26 protein-coding genes, 14 tRNA genes and 3 rRNA genes are annotated in these 22413 nt (G+C 46.7%); 2 read left to right on the forward strand and 41 right to left on the reverse strand.

Annotation, left to right across the window (positions count from 1 at the left end):
* Window positions 1–66: 66 nt before the first annotated feature.
* The 24 genes from MKX34_RS29020 to MKX34_RS29135 form a co-directional block, all read right to left on the reverse strand.
* Entirely contained in the window at window positions 67–348 is a 282-nt protein-coding gene (locus tag MKX34_RS29020; RefSeq protein WP_076296478.1) for a holin, read from the reverse strand.
* A gap of 13 nt (window positions 349–361) precedes the next feature.
* Entirely contained in the window at window positions 362–1054 is a 693-nt protein-coding gene (locus MKX34_RS29025; RefSeq protein ID WP_076296479.1) for a M15 family metallopeptidase, read from the reverse strand.
* Window positions 1026–1415 carry a hypothetical protein gene (locus MKX34_RS29030; RefSeq protein WP_076215764.1) on the reverse strand — a complete coding sequence of 130 codons (390 nt, stop codon included), beginning with the start codon at window positions 1413–1415 and terminating at the stop codon, window positions 1026–1028. Before MKX34_RS29030 ends, MKX34_RS29025 begins: the two co-directional genes overlap by 29 nt.
* Window positions 1408–1608, reverse strand: a complete 201-nt coding sequence (locus tag MKX34_RS29035; protein WP_036681274.1) for a hypothetical protein — start codon at window positions 1606–1608, stop codon at window positions 1408–1410. The genes MKX34_RS29030 and MKX34_RS29035 overlap by 8 nt, the downstream gene beginning before the upstream one ends.
* Before the next feature lie 2 nt (window positions 1609–1610).
* Entirely contained in the window at window positions 1611–1892 is a 282-nt protein-coding gene (locus tag MKX34_RS29040) for a hypothetical protein (protein ID WP_036681272.1), read from the reverse strand.
* 94 nt (window positions 1893–1986) lie between these two features.
* Window positions 1987–2205 (reverse strand): hypothetical protein, encoded by a 219-nt coding sequence (locus MKX34_RS29045; RefSeq protein WP_076296480.1) that lies wholly within the window; start codon window positions 2203–2205, stop codon window positions 1987–1989.
* 25 nt (window positions 2206–2230) lie between these two features.
* Window positions 2231–2674 carry an XkdW family protein gene (locus tag MKX34_RS29050; RefSeq protein WP_038573424.1) on the reverse strand — a complete coding sequence of 148 codons (444 nt, stop codon included), beginning with the start codon at window positions 2672–2674 and terminating at the stop codon, window positions 2231–2233.
* 20 nt (window positions 2675–2694) lie between these two features.
* Window positions 2695–4230: a hypothetical protein gene (locus tag MKX34_RS29055; RefSeq protein ID WP_076273167.1), complete on the reverse strand. Its 1536-nt coding sequence runs from the start codon at window positions 4228–4230 to the stop codon at window positions 2695–2697.
* A gap of 11 nt (window positions 4231–4241) precedes the next feature.
* Window positions 4242–4853 (reverse strand): putative phage tail protein, encoded by a 612-nt coding sequence (locus MKX34_RS29060; protein WP_036681263.1) that lies wholly within the window; start codon window positions 4851–4853, stop codon window positions 4242–4244.
* A 3-nt stretch (window positions 4854–4856) separates the two neighbouring features.
* Window positions 4857–5192, reverse strand: coding sequence for a hypothetical protein (locus MKX34_RS29065; RefSeq protein ID WP_076179430.1), 336 nt, complete (start codon window positions 5190–5192; stop codon window positions 4857–4859).
* Between the two features lie 11 nt (window positions 5193–5203).
* A complete protein-coding gene (locus tag MKX34_RS29070) occupies window positions 5204–6226 on the reverse strand; it encodes a DUF2793 domain-containing protein (protein WP_076138348.1) in 1023 nt (340 codons plus the stop codon).
* A gap of 1 nt (window position 6227) precedes the next feature.
* A complete protein-coding gene (locus tag MKX34_RS29075; protein ID WP_036681259.1) occupies window positions 6228–6641 on the reverse strand; it encodes a hypothetical protein in 414 nt (137 codons plus the stop codon).
* A gap of 1 nt (window position 6642) precedes the next feature.
* The gene (locus tag MKX34_RS29080) at window positions 6643–7701 is read right to left on the reverse strand and encodes a baseplate J/gp47 family protein (RefSeq protein ID WP_036681258.1); all 1059 of its coding nucleotides are present in this window, start codon (window positions 7699–7701) and stop codon (window positions 6643–6645) included.
* Window positions 7694–8125 carry a DUF2634 domain-containing protein gene (locus tag MKX34_RS29085; protein ID WP_076099869.1) on the reverse strand — a complete coding sequence of 144 codons (432 nt, stop codon included), beginning with the start codon at window positions 8123–8125 and terminating at the stop codon, window positions 7694–7696. Before MKX34_RS29085 ends, MKX34_RS29080 begins: the two co-directional genes overlap by 8 nt.
* Complete coding sequence (locus tag MKX34_RS29090) at window positions 8122–8418, reverse strand: DUF2577 domain-containing protein (protein WP_036681399.1); 297 nt, start codon at window positions 8416–8418, stop codon at window positions 8122–8124. Before MKX34_RS29090 ends, MKX34_RS29085 begins: the two co-directional genes overlap by 4 nt.
* Before the next feature lie 5 nt (window positions 8419–8423).
* Window positions 8424–9386, reverse strand: a complete 963-nt coding sequence (locus MKX34_RS29095) for a hypothetical protein (protein ID WP_036681255.1) — start codon at window positions 9384–9386, stop codon at window positions 8424–8426.
* A 9-nt stretch (window positions 9387–9395) separates the two neighbouring features.
* The gene (locus MKX34_RS29100) at window positions 9396–10148 is read right to left on the reverse strand and encodes a LysM peptidoglycan-binding domain-containing protein (RefSeq protein WP_038573433.1); all 753 of its coding nucleotides are present in this window, start codon (window positions 10146–10148) and stop codon (window positions 9396–9398) included.
* Window position 10149: 1 nt separating this feature from the next.
* Window positions 10150–12195: a hypothetical protein gene (locus MKX34_RS29105; protein ID WP_038573435.1), complete on the reverse strand. Its 2046-nt coding sequence runs from the start codon at window positions 12193–12195 to the stop codon at window positions 10150–10152.
* Window positions 12196–12389: 194 nt separating this feature from the next.
* The gene (locus MKX34_RS29110; RefSeq protein ID WP_076296481.1) at window positions 12390–12812 is read right to left on the reverse strand and encodes a phage portal protein; all 423 of its coding nucleotides are present in this window, start codon (window positions 12810–12812) and stop codon (window positions 12390–12392) included.
* Between the two features lie 126 nt (window positions 12813–12938).
* Window positions 12939–13409, reverse strand: coding sequence for a phage tail tube protein (locus MKX34_RS29115; RefSeq protein ID WP_036681245.1), 471 nt, complete (start codon window positions 13407–13409; stop codon window positions 12939–12941).
* A 1-nt stretch (window position 13410) separates the two neighbouring features.
* Window positions 13411–14733, reverse strand: coding sequence for a phage tail sheath family protein (locus MKX34_RS29120; RefSeq protein ID WP_076296482.1), 1323 nt, complete (start codon window positions 14731–14733; stop codon window positions 13411–13413).
* A complete protein-coding gene (locus MKX34_RS29125; RefSeq protein ID WP_036681241.1) occupies window positions 14733–14912 on the reverse strand; it encodes a hypothetical protein in 180 nt (59 codons plus the stop codon). Before MKX34_RS29125 ends, MKX34_RS29120 begins: the two co-directional genes overlap by 1 nt.
* Window positions 14909–15322 carry a DUF6838 family protein gene (locus MKX34_RS29130; protein WP_076141912.1) on the reverse strand — a complete coding sequence of 138 codons (414 nt, stop codon included), beginning with the start codon at window positions 15320–15322 and terminating at the stop codon, window positions 14909–14911. Before MKX34_RS29130 ends, MKX34_RS29125 begins: the two co-directional genes overlap by 4 nt.
* A 530-nt stretch (window positions 15323–15852) precedes the next feature.
* Window positions 15853–16353 (reverse strand): ArpU family phage packaging/lysis transcriptional regulator, encoded by a 501-nt coding sequence (locus MKX34_RS29135; RefSeq protein WP_094902361.1) that lies wholly within the window; start codon window positions 16351–16353, stop codon window positions 15853–15855.
* A gap of 286 nt (window positions 16354–16639) precedes the next feature.
* Between MKX34_RS29135 and MKX34_RS29140 the strand changes: the two genes are divergently transcribed.
* Both MKX34_RS29140 and MKX34_RS29145 read left to right on the forward strand, forming a co-directional pair.
* A complete protein-coding gene (locus MKX34_RS29140; RefSeq protein ID WP_076147395.1) occupies window positions 16640–17071 on the forward strand; it encodes a transcriptional regulator in 432 nt (143 codons plus the stop codon).
* A 28-nt stretch (window positions 17072–17099) separates the two neighbouring features.
* Window positions 17100–17513: an ImmA/IrrE family metallo-endopeptidase gene (locus tag MKX34_RS29145; RefSeq protein WP_036681396.1), complete on the forward strand. Its 414-nt coding sequence runs from the start codon at window positions 17100–17102 to the stop codon at window positions 17511–17513.
* Window positions 17514–17613: 100 nt separating this feature from the next.
* Here MKX34_RS29145 and MKX34_RS29150 read toward each other — a convergent pair.
* The 17 genes from MKX34_RS29150 to rrf (MKX34_RS29230) form a co-directional block, all read right to left on the reverse strand.
* Window positions 17614–17687: transfer RNA gene (locus MKX34_RS29150), tRNA-Pro, on the reverse strand.
* A gap of 14 nt (window positions 17688–17701) precedes the next feature.
* Window positions 17702–17775, reverse strand: a tRNA-Gly gene (locus MKX34_RS29155).
* Window positions 17776–17786: 11 nt separating this feature from the next.
* Window positions 17787–17860, reverse strand: a tRNA-Pro gene (locus MKX34_RS29160).
* A gap of 32 nt (window positions 17861–17892) precedes the next feature.
* Window positions 17893–17969, reverse strand: a tRNA-Arg gene (locus tag MKX34_RS29165).
* Window positions 17970–17976: 7 nt separating this feature from the next.
* Window positions 17977–18051 (reverse strand) — tRNA-Gly (locus MKX34_RS29170).
* A gap of 6 nt (window positions 18052–18057) precedes the next feature.
* A tRNA-Leu gene (locus tag MKX34_RS29175) sits at window positions 18058–18141 on the reverse strand.
* 16 nt (window positions 18142–18157) lie between these two features.
* Window positions 18158–18230, reverse strand: a tRNA-Lys gene (locus MKX34_RS29180).
* Window positions 18231–18235: 5 nt separating this feature from the next.
* A tRNA-Gln gene (locus tag MKX34_RS29185) sits at window positions 18236–18310 on the reverse strand.
* Between the two features lie 43 nt (window positions 18311–18353).
* Window positions 18354–18429: transfer RNA gene (locus MKX34_RS29190), tRNA-Val, on the reverse strand.
* Window positions 18430–18469: 40 nt separating this feature from the next.
* Window positions 18470–18544 (reverse strand) — tRNA-Glu (locus MKX34_RS29195).
* An 11-nt stretch (window positions 18545–18555) separates the two neighbouring features.
* Window positions 18556–18631 (reverse strand) — tRNA-Thr (locus tag MKX34_RS29200).
* A gap of 1 nt (window position 18632) precedes the next feature.
* Window positions 18633–18708, reverse strand: a tRNA-Asn gene (locus MKX34_RS29205).
* A 6-nt stretch (window positions 18709–18714) separates the two neighbouring features.
* A 5S ribosomal RNA gene (gene rrf, locus MKX34_RS29210) occupies window positions 18715–18831 on the reverse strand.
* A gap of 74 nt (window positions 18832–18905) precedes the next feature.
* Window positions 18906–21832, reverse strand: a 23S ribosomal RNA gene (locus MKX34_RS29215).
* A gap of 139 nt (window positions 21833–21971) precedes the next feature.
* A tRNA-Ala gene (locus MKX34_RS29220) sits at window positions 21972–22047 on the reverse strand.
* A gap of 24 nt (window positions 22048–22071) precedes the next feature.
* A tRNA-Ile gene (locus MKX34_RS29225) sits at window positions 22072–22148 on the reverse strand.
* A gap of 46 nt (window positions 22149–22194) precedes the next feature.
* Window positions 22195–22311: ribosomal RNA gene (gene rrf / locus MKX34_RS29230) — 5S ribosomal RNA — on the reverse strand.
* Between the last annotated feature and the right edge of the window lie 102 nt (window positions 22312–22413).

Consider the following 22413-nt stretch of genomic DNA (forward strand, 5'->3'; position numbering starts at 1 on the left):
TCTTCCTTAGGTCTTTTTCAGACTTTTTGGAACAGCCCTTTTTTATGATTCGTACCTATTATCCATTTACTCTTTCGTCGTCCCCGGGCGATCCTTAAAAGCTAGTTCAAACAACCCCGTCGCAGATAAACCTGCAAGGCCCCCAGCCCAAAGGCGAAGCACTAAATCGAGTTCGGTAAAAGGATACGCTACTACGCCGATGAGCAAACCTATCACCAGTCCGATAATCGGTACTGCATTACGCGGGATGTTGATACTATTTTTGACCAACTGAACCAGTGCCAGTACGAATACTGCTAATATAGAGGCGAACGCCATAATATCATCTAAGATTGTTCCAGTTTCCATCCTTTTCCCCTCCTTAATGGGTACTTGTAATCTCAACCGTTCGAGTCGCAGAATCATAACCTACCTGAGCACCCAGCGCTTCTGCAATAACACGTACAGGGACGTAGGTGATGCCTTTTTCAAGCACTCCATCTGCAACCTTAACCCCGTTAACCTTTACGACAGCAATAACATCACTCTTCAATTCTTCCTCCTCCTTCCGATTGATGACCTTATACGCTGACTCCACCGCAGATGTTGAGGGCTTTGTCCCTGCTCGCAACTGTGTGAGTGTTAACCCAAACGCCATTTGAAAATGTGGGTAATCCTTGAAGCTTGTCCAGTCGCCTCCCCACTCCAAGCCCAGCCCTTTTGCCTCCCTCACAACCTCCTGCCAATCTGCGATCTGGTTGTTATTGCCGTCCCGGCACATATCCCAAGACACACTAGATCCATTCGGCAGCAAAAGAGCAAAATCTACGGCCAATCCAAAATTGTGATAGCTATATCCACCACGTGCATTGGTTACAATCGCTCCGGGCTTAGTGCGCCCTTGTGCATATAGAGCATCCTGCTCGGCAATTGTGCGAAGTCCCTGCGTAATGAGAATGGGGATATTGAGTTTGTAGCAACGTTCGATTAGAGCAGTAGCAGCGGAACGGACTACGGGGTGTAGTCCTGTTAGGCGTTGGGCTGATTTATTTTTTACCTGAGTTATTGTCAGCATGAAGTTCCTCTTTTCTGTCTATCTTTTTCAGATAAATAAATTGGTCGTATTTCCCCGAACGTGTCAGTATCGCTAATATTATAATTCCACCAGTTGTACCGAATTGGGCAATAGCCCAGCTATAATTAAGCCAAGTCAGCCATGTTGCCATGTCCACTCCTAGTAATTCTGCCAAACGGAATAGTAGAACGATAAGCATATTGAATGTATAAGCCAATAAGAAAAAAAGCATAGCCAGCATAAACACGCTGACCACACCTTTTTGGAATCTTTCGTAAAAATATTGCCTGTGGCGATGAATAATGTATAATCCGCAGGCCGTAGTAGTGCCATATAGCACCAATAATAAAAATTCAATCATGTGCATCATGATCCCCTCGATCATAAACTAAATATTTGGCGAACCGGTTACGATCAATCTCCTCCTGAATTTCCTGCGAGACATTTTTATAATGACTTATGGTCAGTGTAACGCTGGTAGAGGCTCTGCGGAGCTCCATCTCTTTATCAACATGCCGGGGGAGAAGCAGCCGCCGAATCCATTGTGACAGCATTCCTAACTCCCCCTGTCTTCCGTATGGTCAATCTTCAGTTTCTTTAAGACGTCCAGTGTGGGCTGCATAAACTCCGAGCGCTCCTTATCCAAAATCGCTTGCAGACGATCCCGATCCTCCTCTGCCCGATCCAGCATTTCTCGCGGTACAAGGTTCCCTTTGACAATCGCACGCAATAACACCATCAGTACGATCATCAAAATGAAAGCAACAATATAAGCCAGCCCATACTTATCTGCCAGCGGCAGCAGCTTCTCCAATTGCGCAATATCCCCTTCGCCCATTCGTCCGCTCCTTTCTGTAATGATGTTGATGCGTAATAGCCCCCGGCACCACCGAGGGCACAAAAAAACAAGCTCCTCTGTGGATGCGTGCTAATTATTTGGCTGATGAAGCTTGCTCAGTCGAATCGTTTTCAGCAAAATGAATATCTGATCGTTTCTCGATAATCTGATCCTTAACCAAAGTCTCATTATCCGGCTGCATGTTATAGGATGAAATGATATTCTCTATCGGACCCTCCTCACGATCAAAACGAGTGATGCAGGCATTAGCCATCAACCGAATTTTGGCGGCTGTTAATGAATCCATTGTCATGATTACAACTCACCTCCTTTTGGGTTTATATGCTGAGTAGTTCAGCCATAATGACTTCGACATCTTGAAGCCTGTCTTGCAAAGCAGTATTCTCAGCACGGAGTTGCTCGACTTCGTTTAATTCTGGTGGTTTGTTAGCTTCTGCTTCTAGATATGCTTCCCACGCCGCTTCCAGTTCTGCTTCCGTTGGTTGCGGGACTTCTAGGTTCCAGGCTGCGATGTATGGGCCGCGTTCCTCTATTTCATAATCTACGCCCTCTTCTAACTCTGCGAGGTGTGCTGGACGAAGTATATAATGTACGCCTTCTATCCAATCTACCTCTTCCGTAGTCTCACCAGGCGTCTGTACATGCTTCGTAAGCAAAGGTTCTTTAAGATACTTTACTATTGGGCCGTCGTCTCTCAAAGTGAAATCGACTCCCAACTGACTATCTGGAAATAGGAATAGCAAGTTCTTCATTAAATCCATATTTTAGTCACCTCCATTAGTTATGCCACTCTCGCAAGAGTGGCATATGTGTACTGAGAAGCCCATGAAACATTTGAATTGTGAAGGGCAACGGCATAGATATGAACACGGTCTCCTGGATTTAAAACCAAAGTAGTATTACCATTAAGGGTACAGCCTATAAGTGCAGTTGTGATAGCTCCCTCGCTCAATGTGCAGTTTAGAACTCCGTTTATATAGATCTTAATTGCAACACCGCTTGTAACACTCGTCGTAATCCCAAATCCAACCCGAACAGATAATTCATAAATCCCTCTCTCGGGCGCATAGAAACCGCCTTGTGAAGGTTCAGCTACTCCCTTCTGACTCATGTGCACACCGTTAAAAAAAAGTTTTTTATCTACACCGGCAGTTAAAGGTACGTCGCCACCGGCATCCATATACATTGCTGCAAAGGGGCGTGTATCAATCGTGTTATCTCCCCATGGGTTAAGTACACCCCTAGTTATGATACCTGCGTCAATCTGTTCATTTATTGTGCCCGCGGGCTGACCGTCTTTTTTTGTTATTGTGCCACCGTCGTATGCTGAAAGTCCAATAGTATTTGAGGTCCCAAAACTATTTCTGGATATTACCGTTGATCCTTGGTTACTGACGATGCCTGCATTACGATTAGAAGCTTCACAGCCGTAAAGTCGCAAACCAGAATGGTTACTAGCCTCGAATCCTCCAACGGAGTTTGCCTTGCCATCTGCTAATATACGGCAATATAGCATCTGAATAAATATCGAGTTATTAATAAAAAATCCGACTCTCGTTGTAGAAGTTGCTGTGAATCCAGTTACAACTACTTGATTACTAACACCGTAAAAGGTCATACTTTTAACCTTGAAGTTTGCGGCCGTCTCGTAGCTTGTTCCTCCGTTAAGCCATACTTCCGTGCCACCACTCACATCTGCAAAAGAGATATCTTCGGCGTACGTACCGGCAGCGACATTGATAGTAGCGCTATGAAGAACATGTTTAGGAATACTGTTAATCGCCTTTTGTATAGTCCTAAACGCCCCACCCGCCGTATTCACCAATCCCGTATTATTATCATTCCCGTCCGTCCGTACGTAGTACGTAATATCCGCTGTCGTCTGCTGAGGCGTAGTAACCAACGGCGCCTTACCATTCAACTGCCCCTGAATCCCACTAGAAACCCCATCCAAGTACCCAAACTCCGCGTTTGAGACCACTCCCGTTCCAATCTTCGAAGCATCAATTCCGGCTGAAGCATTAACATCGGCGTTTACAATCACCCCAGCCGCAATAGCCGTAACTCCATCACCAGTACTAGTGACATCCCCCGTGTGATTAGGATGCACATAATTATTCGCTCCCGTAGCAATCCCCGCCAGCTTCGTTTTCTCAGCTGCGGTGTAGTCGTTCGTAGATAGCTGTTTGCCAGTAACTTTATCGACCTTACCATTCACTGCATTGTCCAAAATATCCATATTCCCGTTCAGATCGGCAATATCAACGATATCTGTTCCCTCTGGCTTCTTTAAGCCCAAATTTCCTGTGGTTTGCATATGTCACTCTCCTATCTATAAGTTCTTAATTCGTTCCATGTTTTACTGTGAGCACTCTCCCAAGTCAAAGCCTTAACAGAGTCCCACCAGGTATAGCTGAACACAAATTCATAAGCTAAATGCGCAGGTTTAATCTCTTCGATGATTTGAATCAACCCTGCCATATTCGGAGGAATCCCCAGTGTACTCACAAAATGAATCTCAAAACGGTACTCTTCAGGCACTTCCTTTACTTCAACCACTCCACCTGAAAAAGCTGACGCCGTCCGCTGAATCATTTCCGGTGTGGTCGTTCCATTTCCACGCAGCTTTGCCTTAATCATCTCTCGACGAGTGGCATAAGACTTGGATGGATCGCTGCTGAGTCCAAGTTCGGATTCCCAGCGCCCAAGGCTCACTGTAGCCGTTTCAATAAACGCCTGATCCAGTACATCTATAGTACCTACCTTCAGTCCACCAATTTCTAGCCCGATGGTCTCCTGAAGCTTCTCCATTTCGCGGACATCCTTATAATAATCCGGTAAATACTGCATTAGATCAGGCGCCTCGACTTCACCCGGATGGCTCGAATCTTTATCTGCGGAATATTGCAATTCGCTGTATAAAGAGCTGCCGTAACTCATCCTCTACACCCCCTTCAGTTGATTCCAGGTTAGGGGGCCTTTGGGCAAATAATCATGTGTATGCGCCGCCGGAGGAAATACCACTGGTTTACCTGCTACCCCCGCCCAAGCTACACTATCCGCTTGTTGCGCAAAATCCACCTTGCCATTGTTATTCGTATCGTAAATGCTTTTCAGCATATCCCCGGTACTTTGCGCGGCTACCAGCAAGACATTACCAGCGGCAGAACCAATGTACAGCTTGCCACTGTCTGTACAATACCCAAGCTCACCAATAGCCAGCGCTCCAATGGAGCTTTCCAAGCCGCGGCGTATTTGAATCAATGTTTTTAGAGCCATTGTCCCGCCCCCTAGAATGTTCCGCCATCAATACTGGCCACGGTAAGTTTATTGCCATTCGCAGCATCATAAACGATACTGCTTCCATCCACACTTACAGCTACACCAGCTGCATCCACGGTGATTCCTTTTCCAGCGGTAACCGCAATCGCGTCTGCAGTGACCGTGATCCCATTACCCGCACCAATGTTCAGCGTCACAGCATCGGCTTGACCCCCACCAATCAGCCCGTTCCCGGCTGTAATGGTCTGTAGTGCACCACCGGTACGTACCCATGCGCTGCCGTTCCAGCTGTAAATTTTCTGCTCATCATCGACGTAAGCGGTCCAACCGACGGCAGGAACATAAAATACCCAAGCGGCAGATTGGTATTCAACAATTTGATTCGTTTTGCCCGCCCATCCCCCGGTTGCCCCTGCTGGAATAATATAACGATCACCTTCAACCGGACTGGCAGGTGGAGCCAGCAGGTTCTGGTCTTTTACCGATGCTTGCGGTTCGATGTTATGCTTAGCCAGCTCAATTTCATTTTTAATCTTTTGCGCAGACCACAAGTCTGTAATTGTAGTCCCTGCATCATTGATTGTCCGGTGCTTGGCCACATCATCAATGTGAGTCTTGATCTCAGCGGCAGTCTTTACGTTTGTGCCATCCGATACTTTATTGATATGTCCCGCACTAATATCCGCTTTAAGCACCTTCGCATAGGTTGCTCCATCAGCGATATCATCAATTGTACCTGTCAGATCGGTAAGCTTCTGCGCATTCACCCGCCGCCAAGCTGCCCCATCATCAAAATATAAATATCCGCTATTCGAACCCGTAGTCACGTAATACAAACGACCAACGGATCCTGCAACCGGACGCGAAGCTTCTGGCCCTGACAGCGCCCTGCCGACCATGGAATTGGACGTGCCGTCACCAATATAAACTTCCTTAGTATCACTGCAAAAACCAAGCTCACCTGCCTTCAACACGCCATAACTCGTTAGCTCAGCCTTTGTACCCCGCTTTATTTGTATGGTCTGTGCCATTTTACACCTCTCTTCTAAATGATCCTCCGTCAATCTGGCCCTTGTTCTTATAACGCTCTATTTCAGTTTGGACAGCGGTAAGACTCACCTGCAAACCGTTAATATCCTCTGCTTCAACCGTATCACCGGGGGTTTCGTAAGTAACATATACCTCAGGCACATCGGCAAAAATCTTAATCAACCGCCGCCAGGGCGCCTCATCCGGAAAAGACACAGTGAAATTGCGTAGCTCGATCCCGGAATACTGTGACCCTGTGTACACCGCAATGGTCTGATTATTAATATTGTCATGCGCTAGAAGACCACTGTAAACGCCATTTACAAGCGGTAATCTCTCTTCGATAACATAGCTGCTACCGTTTGCTTTTTTATTAAGTTTTTCTTGAAAAATATCAATTTGCTCTGGATAACCCATGCTACACCTCCAGTAGAACGTTACCGAACAACGGTACTTCTTCTTCGTTCAACATCACATTGCCCGCTCCACTGTTCAACTTCAGCTCTGTGTAATCCGCGACTCCTTCAGTAGCAAGCAATAATGCCCCGATGACAGACTGACTGATATAGGTTGCTGAAAAAGCCTTCTCCTTGCGATATTTCTCAAGCATCACCTGAAAGCCTTGGTTTACAGCTTGCAGTGCATAGCCAGAAGCAAGGGTTACCTTGGCGCTTATACTGATGTTTTTGCCCGCAGCCGGCGCCACAGTCACCACAGCCCCTACCGGTGCTTGTCCCTCACCCGCTCCTGAGACCGGATCAATGTATTGCTGCACCTGAGCCGCCAACAGCTCGGATGCAGGTTTTTTTTCGGCGTCCACAATAATCACCTTCACAGTTTTAGGACCTTTCCATAATGGAAAAACACGTGCGCCTCCCACACCCGGAACTTGCAGTGCCCACTCCATATAGTGATATTTATTTCCGCTAGTAGCTGGGCGTCTGGCTGAATCCAAATAACGCTGGCGTAGCGCATCATCCGTTTCAATGTCCTCCCCAGGGATCAGAAGAGAAGCTATTTCTCCGCGCGCTAGGTCTGAAATATAATCCACTGGCAGTAAAGAGCCAAAATATCGATTTCCTTCTTCCCCAGCGGTTTCACTTTCCAAGCGATACACTCCAGGAGATAACTTCTCCACAGCCGTATAATTCAGCATTTCGAGTGAGAAGCGGCTGCCGAGTGGAACATCCAACAATCCTCCATCCGCCTTATAAAAAATCCCTTTCAGCTGTGCCTTGCTGGCTTCACGCCTTACAATGCCTGACCAGGAGATGCTTCGCTCCAAGTACTCTCCGGTAGCCGTATCTGCAAAATACAGATTATTATTCACATCCAGCTCAATATACATCTGTGCCAACTCAGCGGCTGCTGGAGCCAACGCGTCATAAATGATGCTGCCCTCGCGTTTATCCAATCCTGATGGAATCCGGTCCAGCATCCGCTCCAAAAGAGCCTCATACGTCTGATCCTCATACATCCTCATTCCACTCCTTTCTCAGCTGAAAATTTCCGTAACGTGTGACGACCTTGCAGTCAAAAGTTAGATTATCTCCGGTAAACGAAACAACAATATTCTCTAAGCTAAGGATTCGTTCATCCTGAAGTAGTGCCTCACTAACGATACGTCTGATTTCAGCTCTAACCAGCAGCCGATCCTTGCCAAGCACCAACCGCCACTCTGTTCCGTAATCCGAACTGTAAATCAGATGTTCAAACCGATCGGTTCGCAAAATTTTTGCCGCTGCCTGTTGAACTGCTTCCAGTCCATCCGTTTGGCCTGTAATCCTTTTTCTCTCCCAATCCATTCGGTACGTAAGACTAGGACTTTCCCCACGCTCAAGGTTGACCTCCCCCTCAAGCAGGGCCGTTATCGGTCCAGCTTTTCCAATCGCCGGGATCATATCGGACTCACCAGCCGATCCAGAACAATGTAGCTTTGTCCGCCCTGCATTCGAACCATTAATACGCGGTCCCCACTCGCTAATCCTCGCCGAAGTATTACTTCTTTGCCCTCGATGTCGATCTTGCTTTCCATTACCGATTCAGGCAGCACTAACGCATTCCCCGATAAAACAAACCGCTGATCCACCTGAATCTGCAAAGGAGCTGCCACCGTTACCGTTCCATAAGAAAAAGCCACGGGATTTGTACTTCCCACGGCTCCTAGACTTGCTTTTTTAATAATATCTAACATCATTTCTACACCACCTTAATATCGAGGGACATTGTATGCTCCCCTCCAGAAATCTTATGGCTGCATTGGTCCACCAGAAACAATTGAGTCTCGAATTCATCCAATAGGACATAAATGAAATTGCCTGCTCTTACACGCATATCACCAATCGCCTGTATGGAGAGACTAAGCTTTTCACGATTGTGCATTTTCAGCAGATTGTTTGCCTTCTCCTGAATTTGTGCAGCATTCGCTTTGTCATCAGCCTTTTGATACAAGTGCAGGATACCCCAGCGTTTCACATTGTCCTTGTCACTGACCGGATAGAAATCGCGTTTGCCCGATGCCTCGTTGTCCTTGTACAGAAAAATCGTGTTGTACGTATCGTCATCAATACTTTTTTTGAGCGAATAATCGTACAGATAATGCCCCGCTCCCAGCACCAGGTTAAGCAGCATAGAATCCGGTTTACGCAGCGTCAGCTTCCCAAAATCATCGTAAAAAGCCATCAGCCGCCCCTTAAACTGAAGCTCACTGCCGATGGCTCCCATAATGATGTCCAACAGCTTTTTGTCATCTTCAATTAAAGAAGGAATCCGGTACTCTGTCTCCTCCAGCACACCTGTCTTTAATCCGTAGTCCGTTGTTATTTTCTTGATCACATCACTAGCCGTAACATCCTGCAAAACATAACTACCATTGCCCAGCAAATAACGAATTTGATCATAGGCAGTCAGCTTAATCTCCTGATCCGAGCCCGTATCAATGCTGAACACAAATCCGTAAAATACATCTACATTATCTTTACTGAACTGAATAATATCACCGTTGCTGATCCCGAACTTGGGGAGCTGATAAATTCCGTTGTCCACAAGCGTTAACTCTAGCGTTGACGGTTTACCTGACCGTGCAGTTTTCCAAGAAATATCTGAGACGATGCCAGAAATATCCCATAGATTCCCTTCCTTATTCTTCACTAGCAGTTCCATAACATCCTCCTACGGCAGCTTGATGACTTTACCGATGGGCAGCTTTTTCAGCTCACTATCCGGAATGCCATTAAGCTTCTGAATGGCTTTGTACTTCGAGCCATCTCCTAGGTTTTTTTGAGCGATGCTCCATAGACTGTCTCCAGCTTTTAAGGTATAGGTAGTAGGCTTTGCCTTTTCATTGGCCCGCTTCTGCTCCGCCTTCACTTCACCTTTAACAACCTTCACAGCTACCGCCTGATAGAATACGTACTTTTTGAGAGATAACGAATATTCAATATCCCCTGACGATCCCGCACTAAGCTTCCAAGTGAAACCTTCGATGCTCATAGCCATATTCACAGCAAAATCAATTTCTAAAGATGCATCCTCACTAATTGAAGATTCCTCTAGCCATTTCTGTGGTTTGTTTAACTTCTTTTTATCCTTTTTCGTATCATCGGGATACCTCACACCGGAGAACACAAACCGAATGGGCCGACGACTCGTCATCCATTTCTTAATAAGCTCCACATATTCAAAAGGTCTCTTCAGCCCGTCCTCCTGCACCAATACGAACGGATACCTTTGTGCCGGAAAAATACTTTCAATCGTGATCTCCGTAAGCTTCGGATAAGCAATCGTATTGATCTCACCCAGATCGATAATGGTATAGCTTTTTCCATCTCCACTCTCCTTGATTTCCAAGGTCTCTGGATTGACTGGCAGCCGGATTGCATCCTCCTGATTATTAAAACCCAAAAAAATCCCGTACTCTTCCACGTTACGTATACACCCCCTGCGCCGTAGAGACAAACTCCTCGTTCAGCTTTTGCCCGATCTTGTTGATAATCGTATCAATGTCTCCGGCATTGTTAATATTTCCGGTCGTCACCTGCACCGTCGGCGTAAGCTCCACAAAATTCTGGATCGCCTGAATCTCGGCCAGCTCGCGGAGCATTTTCAGATCATCACTGGAGATGTCTACGGTGTCGTTGATGGAGCCGAGCTCGTTCACACGGTTGACGGTGTTCAGATTACCAGGTACTCCTGCATTTTGAAAAGAACCTACAGCGGAAGGCGTATTTAACGCAGGAGTCTTCGTCACAGGAACTACTGGAACCTCAGGAATGGTAGGCGATTTCGGAGGTTTCGTTGAATCATCTTGATGAGTAGTATTCCATTGATTGATTGTAGTCTCGTTATTCGTATTCCCCCCTACGTTTAGGCTTTCTTTAAATTTGTTAACATCAAATTCTTGCGTATATTTCGCAGCCGTATCAAAAGTATTTTCAATGCTCATCTCCACGTTCTGTTTAAATTGACTGCTGTCAACCCGTTCAAGATGAAGATTAATCTCTGATTCTATACCTATAAATTTACCAACAGCCCCAATTACTTTATTAATACCACCTAATAAAAAATTGGCAGCATCAATGATACCATTAATAAATCCGGTCCATAGATCAATCACATAACCTACAAAATCTGCAACGATCTGTCCGAGAGCCCTGAACATATTGGCAAGAAAATCTCTTACTGGCTGAAGAGCTGCAACAATTCCTAAAAAAGCCACAATAAGTGCAATAACAAGTCCAATTACAAGCGCAATAGGATTGGCATTTAACACAGCGTTGTAAATCCCTTGCGCTGCGGTAGCGATCCCAGTCGCAATTGCTGACATATTTGTTGCGATTGCTGCTGCACCCATAGCAATTTTATAAGCAATAATCCCAGCAACAATTCCCAAAAGAATGGGTACTACATAAGGCAACGTGCTGCTAAGAACACTCCAAAGGAATAAGGCTCCCTGTACAACTTGTGAAAAACCTTGTGCTATAATAGCCAATCCAATGGCCATCCCATCGATAATAGGCTGAAAGGTACCTTCTGAGAACGCATCATTAAGAATGCTTAACAGCGGAGAAAATGCTGCAAGTGCCCCTTGTCCCATGCCAGCTAAGGAATTGTTATAGTTTCCAAGAAGTGTCTGCCACTGATTTACGGGTGAATCCATCATGGTTTGCAGCGAAGTACTCGTCATACCTGCCGTTGTCATGATATCTCCCAAAGTACTTAAAAAAGCGCCCATGTTCCCCGTACTGGCTACTAGGTCGAGTCCACCAAGCTCCTCTTCATCTACCTGAAGCATCGATGCTAAGTCACTAGAGTCTCCATCAAATGCAGAATTAATAGCTGATGAAGTATCGCCAATATCCTTACCTTCTGGAGACATCATACTAAGCCTTGTGGAATAATCCATTAGCTTATCTAGCTGGTCCGTATTTTGTGTTTTAGGATAAAACGACAAGACACTTTCCATAGACTTGCTGACGTCCTGTCCGGTTTCTAGCGCTCTCTTCTTGAATTTATCAAACATAGCTACACCAACATCAGCATTTCCGGTTTTTGCTTTGAAAAGATCTTCCCACTTTTGCTGCTCAGCAGCTGGCACAAGCACCTTCTCCATGACACCCTTAACTTTTTCCACCATACCCTTAGCCTTTTCAAAGGCCCCCGTAAGCTTTTCCCAGGTTCCTGCTTGCTTTTCAGCTCCTCCAGCCCCTCTATCAGCCGCATCATTCAGTCTCTCCTGAGCCTGAACCGCACCTCCAATAGAAGCTTGAATTCTGGTATAAGCTGCACTGTAATTATTAGTGATGTTGTACACGGGTTTATTGACTATTTTCATACTGATACGGTTTAAGGTTGCTGAAAAGGAATTTGAAATATTTGCCGAGACCTGTGTTGTAATCTGATTGGTTATATCATTGATCCATTGATTGGAAACTTGCTGTATTCCAGCTATATTATTTTGTACACCTGCCATTCTCTCACCCCCTAACTATCTCTTCCTCGCCTTACTCCGTGCCTGATCGCGCTTCTCCTTCTCCACACGAACAGCAATCATCGCATATATTGCGGCGCGTTCGCGGGAAGACAGCTTCATCAGCTCATGGGGTAAAATGTGCAGCTCATGGAGGGCGTAATAAGCAAAATTGGCTTCACTATCGCCCTCGTTGATTAGTTTTTTACTTCATCCACCAGCTCGTTCATGTCCGTGCCAAAACCATTTAAGGCCTGCACCCGCTCACCCAACGCCGCGAATTCACCCGGAAGCAGCATTTTACGCAGCAGTGTTTCAGCGCCAAGTACGCCATAAGAACGCTGCAGTTCAGCATTTTTTAGATCCGGATGCATTACACTTGAGGTCATCAGCTTCGCCATATAATCGTTAGGCTCAATTTCAGAGGTATACACTCCGTTTTTCCCTTTGACTTTGCGGGTTGCGGTCTTGCGGCATTCCTGATTCTCATCCTCAGTCATACTGCGCAGCTTCCAGGCCACCGCATTTCCTTCCTTATCCTTAAAACGCTGGGATACCACAAACTCCTCGGTCGTGTCACATGCTACATTTTGGGCAAAAAACAAACTTAATTCGCTCATTGTCTTCCTCCTAGAATTATTTATTTAGATACTTCTCCTGCTACTAGCTGCCAATAGACAGAGAAGAGACCCGTCGCTCATTCTACGTTCGGGTCTTGCTTACTCCATTCTATCTAGTTGTCTTAATTAAAGCCCGGAACCTGCCGGAGCACCAAAAGCTTGCACAATCTGCACATCTTCAAAGGTAAAGCTAACTTCTTCTTCCAGAGCGTCTGACTCTGTATCGAGTGAGGCCATGATGACACTATCGAGGTTCACCCCTTTTAGAATAATCCGTTGTGCCCCCACGCTGGACGATGGATCCTCGTTCGTAACCTCAATATCGAAGTACTGATCAACACCCGTATTCATATAATCGAGCATCATCTGGCGGAAACGACTAGTCATATAAAAAATCGTCATCGAACCGCTGCCCGACCATCCAGTCGCTTTATGCTGAACACCCCGGCGGCCCAGTGTTTTCACCTCTGCCTTTGTTTTTTCTACTGTAGCCTCAAGAGTTTTCACATAGAACATCTCTTCGGTTTGCGTACCAATCACAGCATAAGCACGGCCCTCCTGGCCGGAAATCGTATCACTAGCTTTTAAAAATGCCATCTTAAACCACCTTCACTTTCATATATACTTTTTCTACGGAATCTACCGGTTTCACAGCCACATCCAGCACGATACTGTCACTATCTGCACCAGCCACAACTACAACATCTGTCTGCGCGTTAAAGCCCTCAATCGCACCCATATCCTGCAAATCATTCATATAAGTCGCACACTGTGACCAGAAAAGAGCACGGCCATCTTCATTATTCGCGACCTTACCGATATAGTAGTTCTCAAAAATACGCTTCATATCATTTGCAATTCCATCCAGCACGCGAAGTACACGATTTTTGGAGAATGCTTTGCCTTTGTCCGGTGAAAATGCGGTAAATGTATTAATATCCTGTTCCACCACAGCCCGTCCGCCACTGTAAGTAAAGATAAGCTCTCCTTTTAGCAACGCAGCTGTAGTCTCAGAATGGCTAAGTCTTACATCAGCATCCAACGAATCATCATAACCCTGATAAGTCAGCGATTCATTAACAGCTGCTGCTGCTGTAGCACCAGCTACCCAAGCAACGGCATTGACGTTATCAATCGTAGTTCCGTCGCTCAGTACTACCCCATTATTCACGCTAATCAGACCTTCATGACCTGCAGCCGCATAATCGGATAGTACAGCCTGTACCTTTTTCCCTTCTGTATCCCGAAGCCGTCTCACAAAAGAACTGTAGAGTGCCTTGAGAGCACTATCCTGCGATACTAGACCCACTGTTTGGAATTCTTGCACCTCAAGAGCAGACAGGAAGTCACTATGTGCTCCATTCGTCACGGTTCCGTTAGCCCCCCCTGTAAGCGGCATGCCTGCAATTAGCTTCAAGCCTTCTGCACCATTTTTCTGGAATTGAACATAATCGTTCGCGACCAACTCCTCAGCCGTTCCAACTGTTTGCTTGTTCAGTTCTGTTCCATTAAGCAACGTCTTTACATCAAAAAGAGCAACATTCTCTATATTTTTCTCAATCACAATCGAAAGATCATTTCCGCGTACACCGCCATATTTAGCTGTTACCTGAAGACCGTTATTTGTGACTGCCGCTTTAACGCCTTCATTCAATCGATAGAGCAGCAAGGTTCCCGCCCGTTTCAGCGCTTCACGCACTGGCAATAGAGTTGGATGTTCCAAATCAACTCCTAGCAGCTTATTCACATCATCCTGCGGGGTAATCTTCATGATTACTCCCGGTTCTCCCCAAGATAGGGCAAGCGCCAATGCCGTAATCCCGCGTTCTCCCATTTTGCCGATGGCACCTTGATTTGATGCTACATTTACGTACACCCCAGGGCGCACCTTATTTTGCGTTGTCCATGTTCCGCCTGCCATTAGTTCATTACCTCCTTATTTTTGAACAATCCCATAGATTGCTTTGCTTCTTCGAGCGTATAGTTCTTGCCATCCTGCAAAATAACGTTCAATATATCCTTTTCCCTCGGCGTAAAAAGTGAGGAATTCACAATCTGTTCCTTACTGAACCCATTCCCGTTACTCCCTTTAGTACTCATTTCAATCGTTCTCCTCCAATCATTTGTCCCATCTTAATGCTGTCAGGCTTGTCGTTTTGCAAATACAACATATAGTCAACTGTAAACAGCGGCCCATGCCCTTCAGTTCCAGCTTCCCACGCTTGCCTAACTACACGAAAAGCTCCACCATCCTGCTCCATTCCTGCCATCGCCTCACTTAGCTTATCTGCCATTCTCTCAGCTTCCAGCAAATTGCCTTGCTCATAACGGATGCCAAAACGGTAGACCGCTAAATACCTGCCCTCCCGCTGCCGATCCAGTGTTGCTGAGATCAGTCCGGGATGAAAATAGGCTGTTTGAGGTTTTTCTCCTTCTACATATACAGGCACATCAGGAAAATACCATTCAAGTGTACTTGTAATGTGTTCTCGCAATTGTTGTACCGACATCACTCCATTCCTTTCTGATCTGCGATCGTTCGTCGATCTTTGATGGTGTTAACCTTCAACTGCATGAACATTAAGCAGACACCCCCTCAACTAGTTTAAGAAAAAAGGATACTATCCGAGGTTGGATAATATCCCTTCTTCATTAGGCAAATGCGAGAAGAATCTTTCACCGCTAGGTTTGTTCTCATCACCCTTAGGGCGGAACTATTAGCAGAGCATTCATGCTCTTGCGGTGTTCTTTTGCTTCATTTGCCATGTTATAATCATACCCCCATATTTTCCTTGCGGAGAGGGTAAACGGACGAGGTTTTGGCTAGCTTTTGGATGGTATAGAGCGGTTTTTCGGAGGAACATAATTGAAGACAAGCTTAAGAGCCTTCGTCCCTCCTTTTATGGACGGCAAGTTTTTGTGCGGGATTATAAGGATAAAGTACATCCTGAAACTTATACTTTCTTATAATTCAAAAAAAGACCGCATCATCCGCTCGGACGATACAGTCTTCTTTACTAATCACACTATTCTATTTCTATTAAGTAATACTCATTTTCTCTTTCTTTACCCTAGGCGCTGTTGTTACTAAAGTTTGCAGAGATAGTAAACCGAGATCCGTTAACGCTAATGCCATCTTGTAAAAAGCCTTCGAGCGTATCTTCACGTAAGTGTCCTTACTTACCGGTGGATCAAACACATGATTGTAAATCGTATAATCGTACATCTCGTCTCTTCTCATATACCTTTCCCGTACCAGCTGCTGTTCTCTCGTATCGAGTCTCTCTACCACAGAGTCTATTGCGGAACAGTAAGCCCTCCTTGCGGCGGGGATGTCCACATTATAAGAAGCTATCGCAGCAGTCTGATCAGTTACAGTGTTAGTAGGACCATGGAATCTTTCTGTGTATGAATAGGTTGTGCTTGCTTCCTTAGCTTCAAATGTAACGGTCTTAAAAATACGGTATTTCTCCAACATGCTCTCTATAGCGACCTGGGTTCGGCGACGGTCCAACTCTGGTAAAGTTGATATGTTCATCATTTATGCACTCCTTTTGGGTTTAACTGAATGAGATTTAATTTGCGGAATTTTCCAGCCCAATGTGATAAAATAAATCTTGTTCGTATTCTGTTCGTATTTTTTCTATAATATACCACTTCTTTACCAATCTCGTAAAACCCCGTTTTAGGCTGTTTTTATCGAAAAAGAGCGTATATCCCTCCATTATCTTGCCTTTTGGCAATAATATACGCTTTGTTGTTTACCTATTGGCAAAAATGGCTTATATTATTATCATAAGGTTACAGCCAATAAGGAGTGAGTTGAGATGAAACAGGAATTCGGGGATTATATGAAGCATCTTCGGGAAACAAAGGGACTCACCATTAATCAATTAGCAGCAGCAGCCGGAATTAGCGGTTCGCAAATTTCCCGGATTGAGAATGGATTAAGAGGGGTTCCTAAACCAACCACGTTACGCAAAATTGCTGAGGCCACTGGCGTCCCCTACGAGGAGCTAATGGATCAGGCAGGGTATTTGCAGGACCAGACTCTTTCAAGCGATGAGGCTGTCCCAGATTGGGCTACAAGCAAAGATAAACGAGACTTTCGAAAAATGCTAGAGGATGATGGAGAGCTGATGTTTGATGGGATTCCATTAGACAAAGAAGATAAACAGAGGATAAAAGATGTACTAACCGGATTGTTCTGGGAAGCCAAACATATGAATAAGAGAAAAAAATCCAAAGACACTAAATAACTATACTAACATGCTGCAGGTGAAGAACATGGATGAACTGATCAATAGTCTGATTAAAAAATATAAAACCAACTGCCCGTTCGAGCTTGCCGCAGCACTAGGCATTCAAATTCGTTTCATGAACCTGGGGACTGGCACAAAGGGATTATATTATCGAAAACTAAGAAGAAGGTTTATCGTCATTCATAATGAGTTGCCTGTAGAATGGCAGCGCTTCGTTTGTGCGCATGAATTAGGGCATGATCGGCTTCACAAGGGGATCAATCGCTTTTTTCTGGAGGAAAGCTCCTATTTCTCTCCTGGGAAGCTTGAACGTCAAGCTAATGTCTTTGCTGTAAAATTACTTTCTTCGGGCAGAAGCCCCGAACAAGAGGAATCATGGAGAAACTATTATCTACGGATTGGAATTCCACCGGAAGTCCGATTTTTTTTGGAGGAATAATAGAACATACGTTCTTCGACTGTATTTATATGTTTATTCAATACATAACAAAAAAGCCCTTACCGAAGTAAGAGCTTTTGAGCAGCGATTAAGCTGAGTATCGGGATGACACGATTTGAACATGCGACCCCCTGGTCCCAAACCAGGTGCTCTACCAAGCTGAGCTACATCCCGTTACTATAAAATTATGGAGCGGGTGATGGGAATCGAACCCACGCTATCAGCTTGGAAGGCTGAAGTTCTACCATTGAACTACACCCGCAAAGGTGAAAATCGGGATGACACGATTTGAACATGCGACCCCCTGGTCCCAAACCAGGTGCTCTACCAAGCTGAGCTACATCCCGTTATAAATACTATAATTGCTTAATAATAAAAATGGCGCGCCCTGAGAGATTCGAACTCCCGGCCTTTTGATTCGTAGTCAAACGCTCTATCCAGCTGAGCTAAGGGCGCAAAATTATGGAGCGGACGACGGGAATCGAACCCGCGACCCTCGCCTTGGCAAGGCGATGCTCTACCGCTGAGCCACGTCCGCAATAAGTGGTGCGCGTGAAGGGACTTGAACCCCCACGTCGTGAAACGCCAGATCCTAAGTCTGGTGCGTCTGCCATTCCGCCACACGCGCATGATAATAATAAAAGTGAGCCATGAAGGACTCGAACCTTCGACACCCTGATTAAAAGTCAGGTGCTCTACCAACTGAGCTAATGGCTCGCACTTGGCTGGGGATATAGGATTCGAACCTATGAGTGACGGAGTCAAAGTCCGTTGCCTTACCGCTTGGCTAATCCCCATTGATGGTACCTCTATGTTGCCCATAATCTCTTAGGAAGATTATGGTGGAGGCTGAGGGGATCGAACCCCCGACCCTCTGCTTGTAAGGCAGATGCTCTCCCAGCTGAGCTAAGCCTCCATATCTATGGGACCCTCTAAGGGTAAGTACAAGTAAAAGTTGGTGACCCGTATGGGATTCGAACCCATGTTACCTCCGTGAAAGGGAGGTGTCTTAACCCCTTGACCAACGGGCCTTGCAAATCTGTGGAGCTCTCAACCGGATTCGAACCGGTGACCTCTTCCTTACCATGGAAGCACTCTACCTGCTGAGCTATGAGAGCATGGCTCCCCGAACAGGACTCGAACCTGTGACAACTCGATTAACAGTCGAGTGCTCTACCAACTGAGCTATCAGGGAATATCCGCTTGGCAACGTCCTACTCTCCCAGGACCCTTCGGTCCAAGTACCATCGGCGCTGGAGGGCTTAACGGTCGTGTTCGGGATGGGTACGCGTGGAACCCCTCCGCTATCGCCACCAAACGGGCATTTACAGCGTAAATGCTCAGGCTTAATCGCCTGAAAACTGAATCCGAAACGAATTTGCATTCTAAGTATAGGATAAGCCCTCGACCGATTAGTATTGGTCAGCTCCATGCATTGCTGCACTTCCACCTCCAACCTATCTACCTCGTCGTCTTCAAGGGGTCTTACTAATTGGGAAATCTCATCTTGAGGGGGGCTTCACGCTTAGATGCTTTCAGCGCTTATCCCGTCCGTACGTAGCTACCCAGCCATGCTCCTGGCGGAACAACTGGTGCACCAGCGGTACGTCCATCCCGGTCCTCTCGTACTAAGGACAGCTCCTCTCAAATTTCCTGCGCCCACGACAGATAGGGACCGAACTGTCTCACGACGTTCTGAACCCAGCTCGCGTACCGCTTTAATGGGCGAACAGCCCAACCCTTGGGACCTACTTCAGCCCCAGGATGCGATGAGCCGACATCGAGGTGCCAAACCTCCCCGTCGATGTGGACTCTTGGGGGAGATAAGCCTGTTATCCCCAGGGTAGCTTTTATCCGTTGAGCGATGGCCCTTCCATGCGGTACCACCGGATCACTAAGTCCGACTTTCGTCCCTGCTCGACTTGTAGGTCTCGCAGTCAAGCTCCCTTATGCCTTTGCACTCTGCGAATGATTTCCAACCATTCTGAGGGAACCTTGGAACGCCTCCGTTACTCTTTAGGAGGCGACCGCCCCAGTCAAACTGCCCGCCTGACACGGTCCCCGTACCCGGTAAGGGTACTAGGTTAGAACCTAGATACGATCAGGGTGGTATCCCAACGGCGCCTCCACCGAAGCTTGCGCTCCGATTTCTACGGCTCCCACCTATCCTGTACAGATCGTACCCAAATTCAATATCAAGCTGCAGTAAAGCTCCATGGGGTCTTTCCGTCTTGTCGCGGGTAACCTGCATCTTCACAGGTATTAAAATTTCACCGGATCTCTCGTTGAGACAGCGCCCAAGTCGTTACGCCATTCGTGCGGGTCAGAATTTACCTGACAAGGAATTTCGCTACCTTAGGACCGTTATAGTTACGGCCGCCGTTTACTGGGGCTTCGGTTCATAGCTTCGGGTTACCCCTAACCACTCCCCTTAACCTTCCAGCACCGGGCAGGCGTCAGCCCGTATACTTCGCCTTGCGGCTTCGCACAGACCTGTGTTTTTGCTAAACAGTCGCTTGGGCCTTTTCACTGCGGCCCCCTCGTGCTATTCACACTACCGGGGCACCCCTTCTCCCGAAGTTACGGGGTCATTTTGCCGAGTTCCTTAACGAGAGTTCTTCCGCGCGCCTTAGAATTCTCTTCTCGCCTACCTGTGTCGGTTTGCGGTACGGGCACCTTCTCCTGGCTAGAGGCTTTTCTTGGCAGTGTGAGATCATGACCTTCGCTACTACAATTTTCGCTCCCCATCACAGCCCAGCCTTAATGATGTGCGGATTTGCCTACACATCAGCCTCACTGCTTAGACGGACATCCATCAGTCCGCGTCACTACCCTCCTGCGTCACCCCATCGCTCATAGCGGATTACGGTGGTACAGTAATTTCAAACTGTTGTCCTTCGACTACGCCTTTCGGCCTCGCCTTAGGTCCCGACTTACCCTGAGCGGACGAGCCTTCCTCAGGAAACCTTGGGCTTTCGGCGGATCAGATTCTCACTGATCTTTTCGTTACTCATACCGGCATTCTCACTTGTGTAGTGTCCAGCGCTCTTTTCAGTACACCTTCAACCCCTACACAACGCTCCCCTACCCCAGATACATACGTATCTAGCCATAGCTTCGGTGGTGTGTTTAGCCCCGTTACATTTTCGGCGCAGAGTCACTCGACCAGTGAGCTATTACGCACTCTTTCAATGGTGGCTGCTTCTAAGCCAACATCCTGGTTGTCTGTGCAACTCCACATCCTTTCCCACTTAACACACACTTGGGGACCTTAGCTGATGGTCTGGGCTGTTTCCCTTTTGACAATGGATCTTAGCACTCACTGTCTGACTCCCGGCAATAAGTATATGGCATTCGGAGTTTGACTGAGCTTGGTAATCCTTGCGGACCCCGCACCCAATCAGTGCTCTACCTCCACTACTCTTATACCGAGGCTAGCCCTAAAGCTATTTCGGGGAGAACCAGCTATCTCCGAGTTCGATTGGAATTTCTCCGCTACCCCCACCTCATCCCCGCACTTTTCAACGTACGTGGGTTCGGGCCTCCAGTGCGTGTTACCGCACCTTCACCCTGGACAGGGGTAGATCACACGGTTTCGGGTCTACGTCCACATACTCAATCGCCCTATTCAGACTCGCTTTCGCTGCGGCTCCACCTTCTCGGCTTAACCTTGCATGTTAAACGTAACTCGCCGGTTCATTCTACAAAAGGCACGCCATCACCCATAGATCGGGCTCTGACTTTTTGTAAGCACACGGTTTCAGGTTCTATTTCACTCCCCTTCCGGGGTGCTTTTCACCTTTCCCTCACGGTACTGTTTCACTATCGGTCGCCAGGTAGTATTTAGCCTTAGCAGATGGTCCTGCTGGATTCATACGGGGTTTCACGTGCCCCGCACTACTCGGGATCCGTCTCGGAGAGAATACAGTTTAGGTTACAGGGCTTTTACCTCTATCGCGGGCCTTTCCAGACCTCTTCACCTACCATATTCCTTTGTAACTCCATGTGAGACGTCCCACAACCCCTAAGAGCAAGCTCTTAGGTTTAGGCTGTTCCGCGTTCGCTCGCCGCTACTGACGGAATCACTATTGTTTTCTCTTCCTCAGGGTACTTAGATGTTTCAGTTCCCCTGGTCTGCCTCTACACACCCTATGTATTCAGGTATGAGTAACTGCGAATTACCACAGCTGGGTTTCCCCATTCGGACACCCCCGGATCAAAGCTTGCTTACAGCTCCCCGAGGCAGTTTCGTTGTTCGCCACGTCCTTCGTCGGCTCCTGGCGCCTAGGCATCCTCCGTGTGCTCTTATTAGCTTAACCTTGATTCTTCCGAAGAAAAATCTCACTAATAACATTTACTTGTTTGCACAAGTTGCTAAAAGATGTTCTAAAACGCAAATTCGTTTCGGTATCCAGTTTTCAAGGATCAAGTTAAAAAAGTTATTCATTTAAAAATTTATGGTGGAGCCAAGCGGGATCGAACCGCTGACCTCCTGCTTGCAAGGCAGGCGCTCTCCCAGCTGAGCTATGGCCCCATAAAATCACTCTATAATGTTATATGGTGGGCCTTGGTGGACTCGAACCACCGACCTCACCCTTATCAGAGGTGCGCTCTAACCAACTGAGCTAAAAGCCCATATAACATATATAACATTGTGAATCAACCAATGAATTGGTTGTCCGCTTGGCAACGTCCTACTCTCCCAGGACCCTTCGGTCCAAGTACCATCGGCGCTGGAGGGCTTAACGGTCGTGTTCGGGATGGGTACGTGTGGAACCCCTCCGCTATCGCCACCAAACGCATGCGAAAGAGACTTGCTCTTTCAAAACTGAACACGAGTGAGTGTTCGAACCCGAAGGTTCTATTATGGAAGCTTAGCTTCCGATTTGAATGTCCTCAT

Source organism: Paenibacillus sp. FSL R5-0636 (assembly GCF_037974255.1).
GTDB lineage: Bacteria > Bacillota > Bacilli > Paenibacillales > Paenibacillaceae > Paenibacillus_AQ > Paenibacillus_AQ odorifer.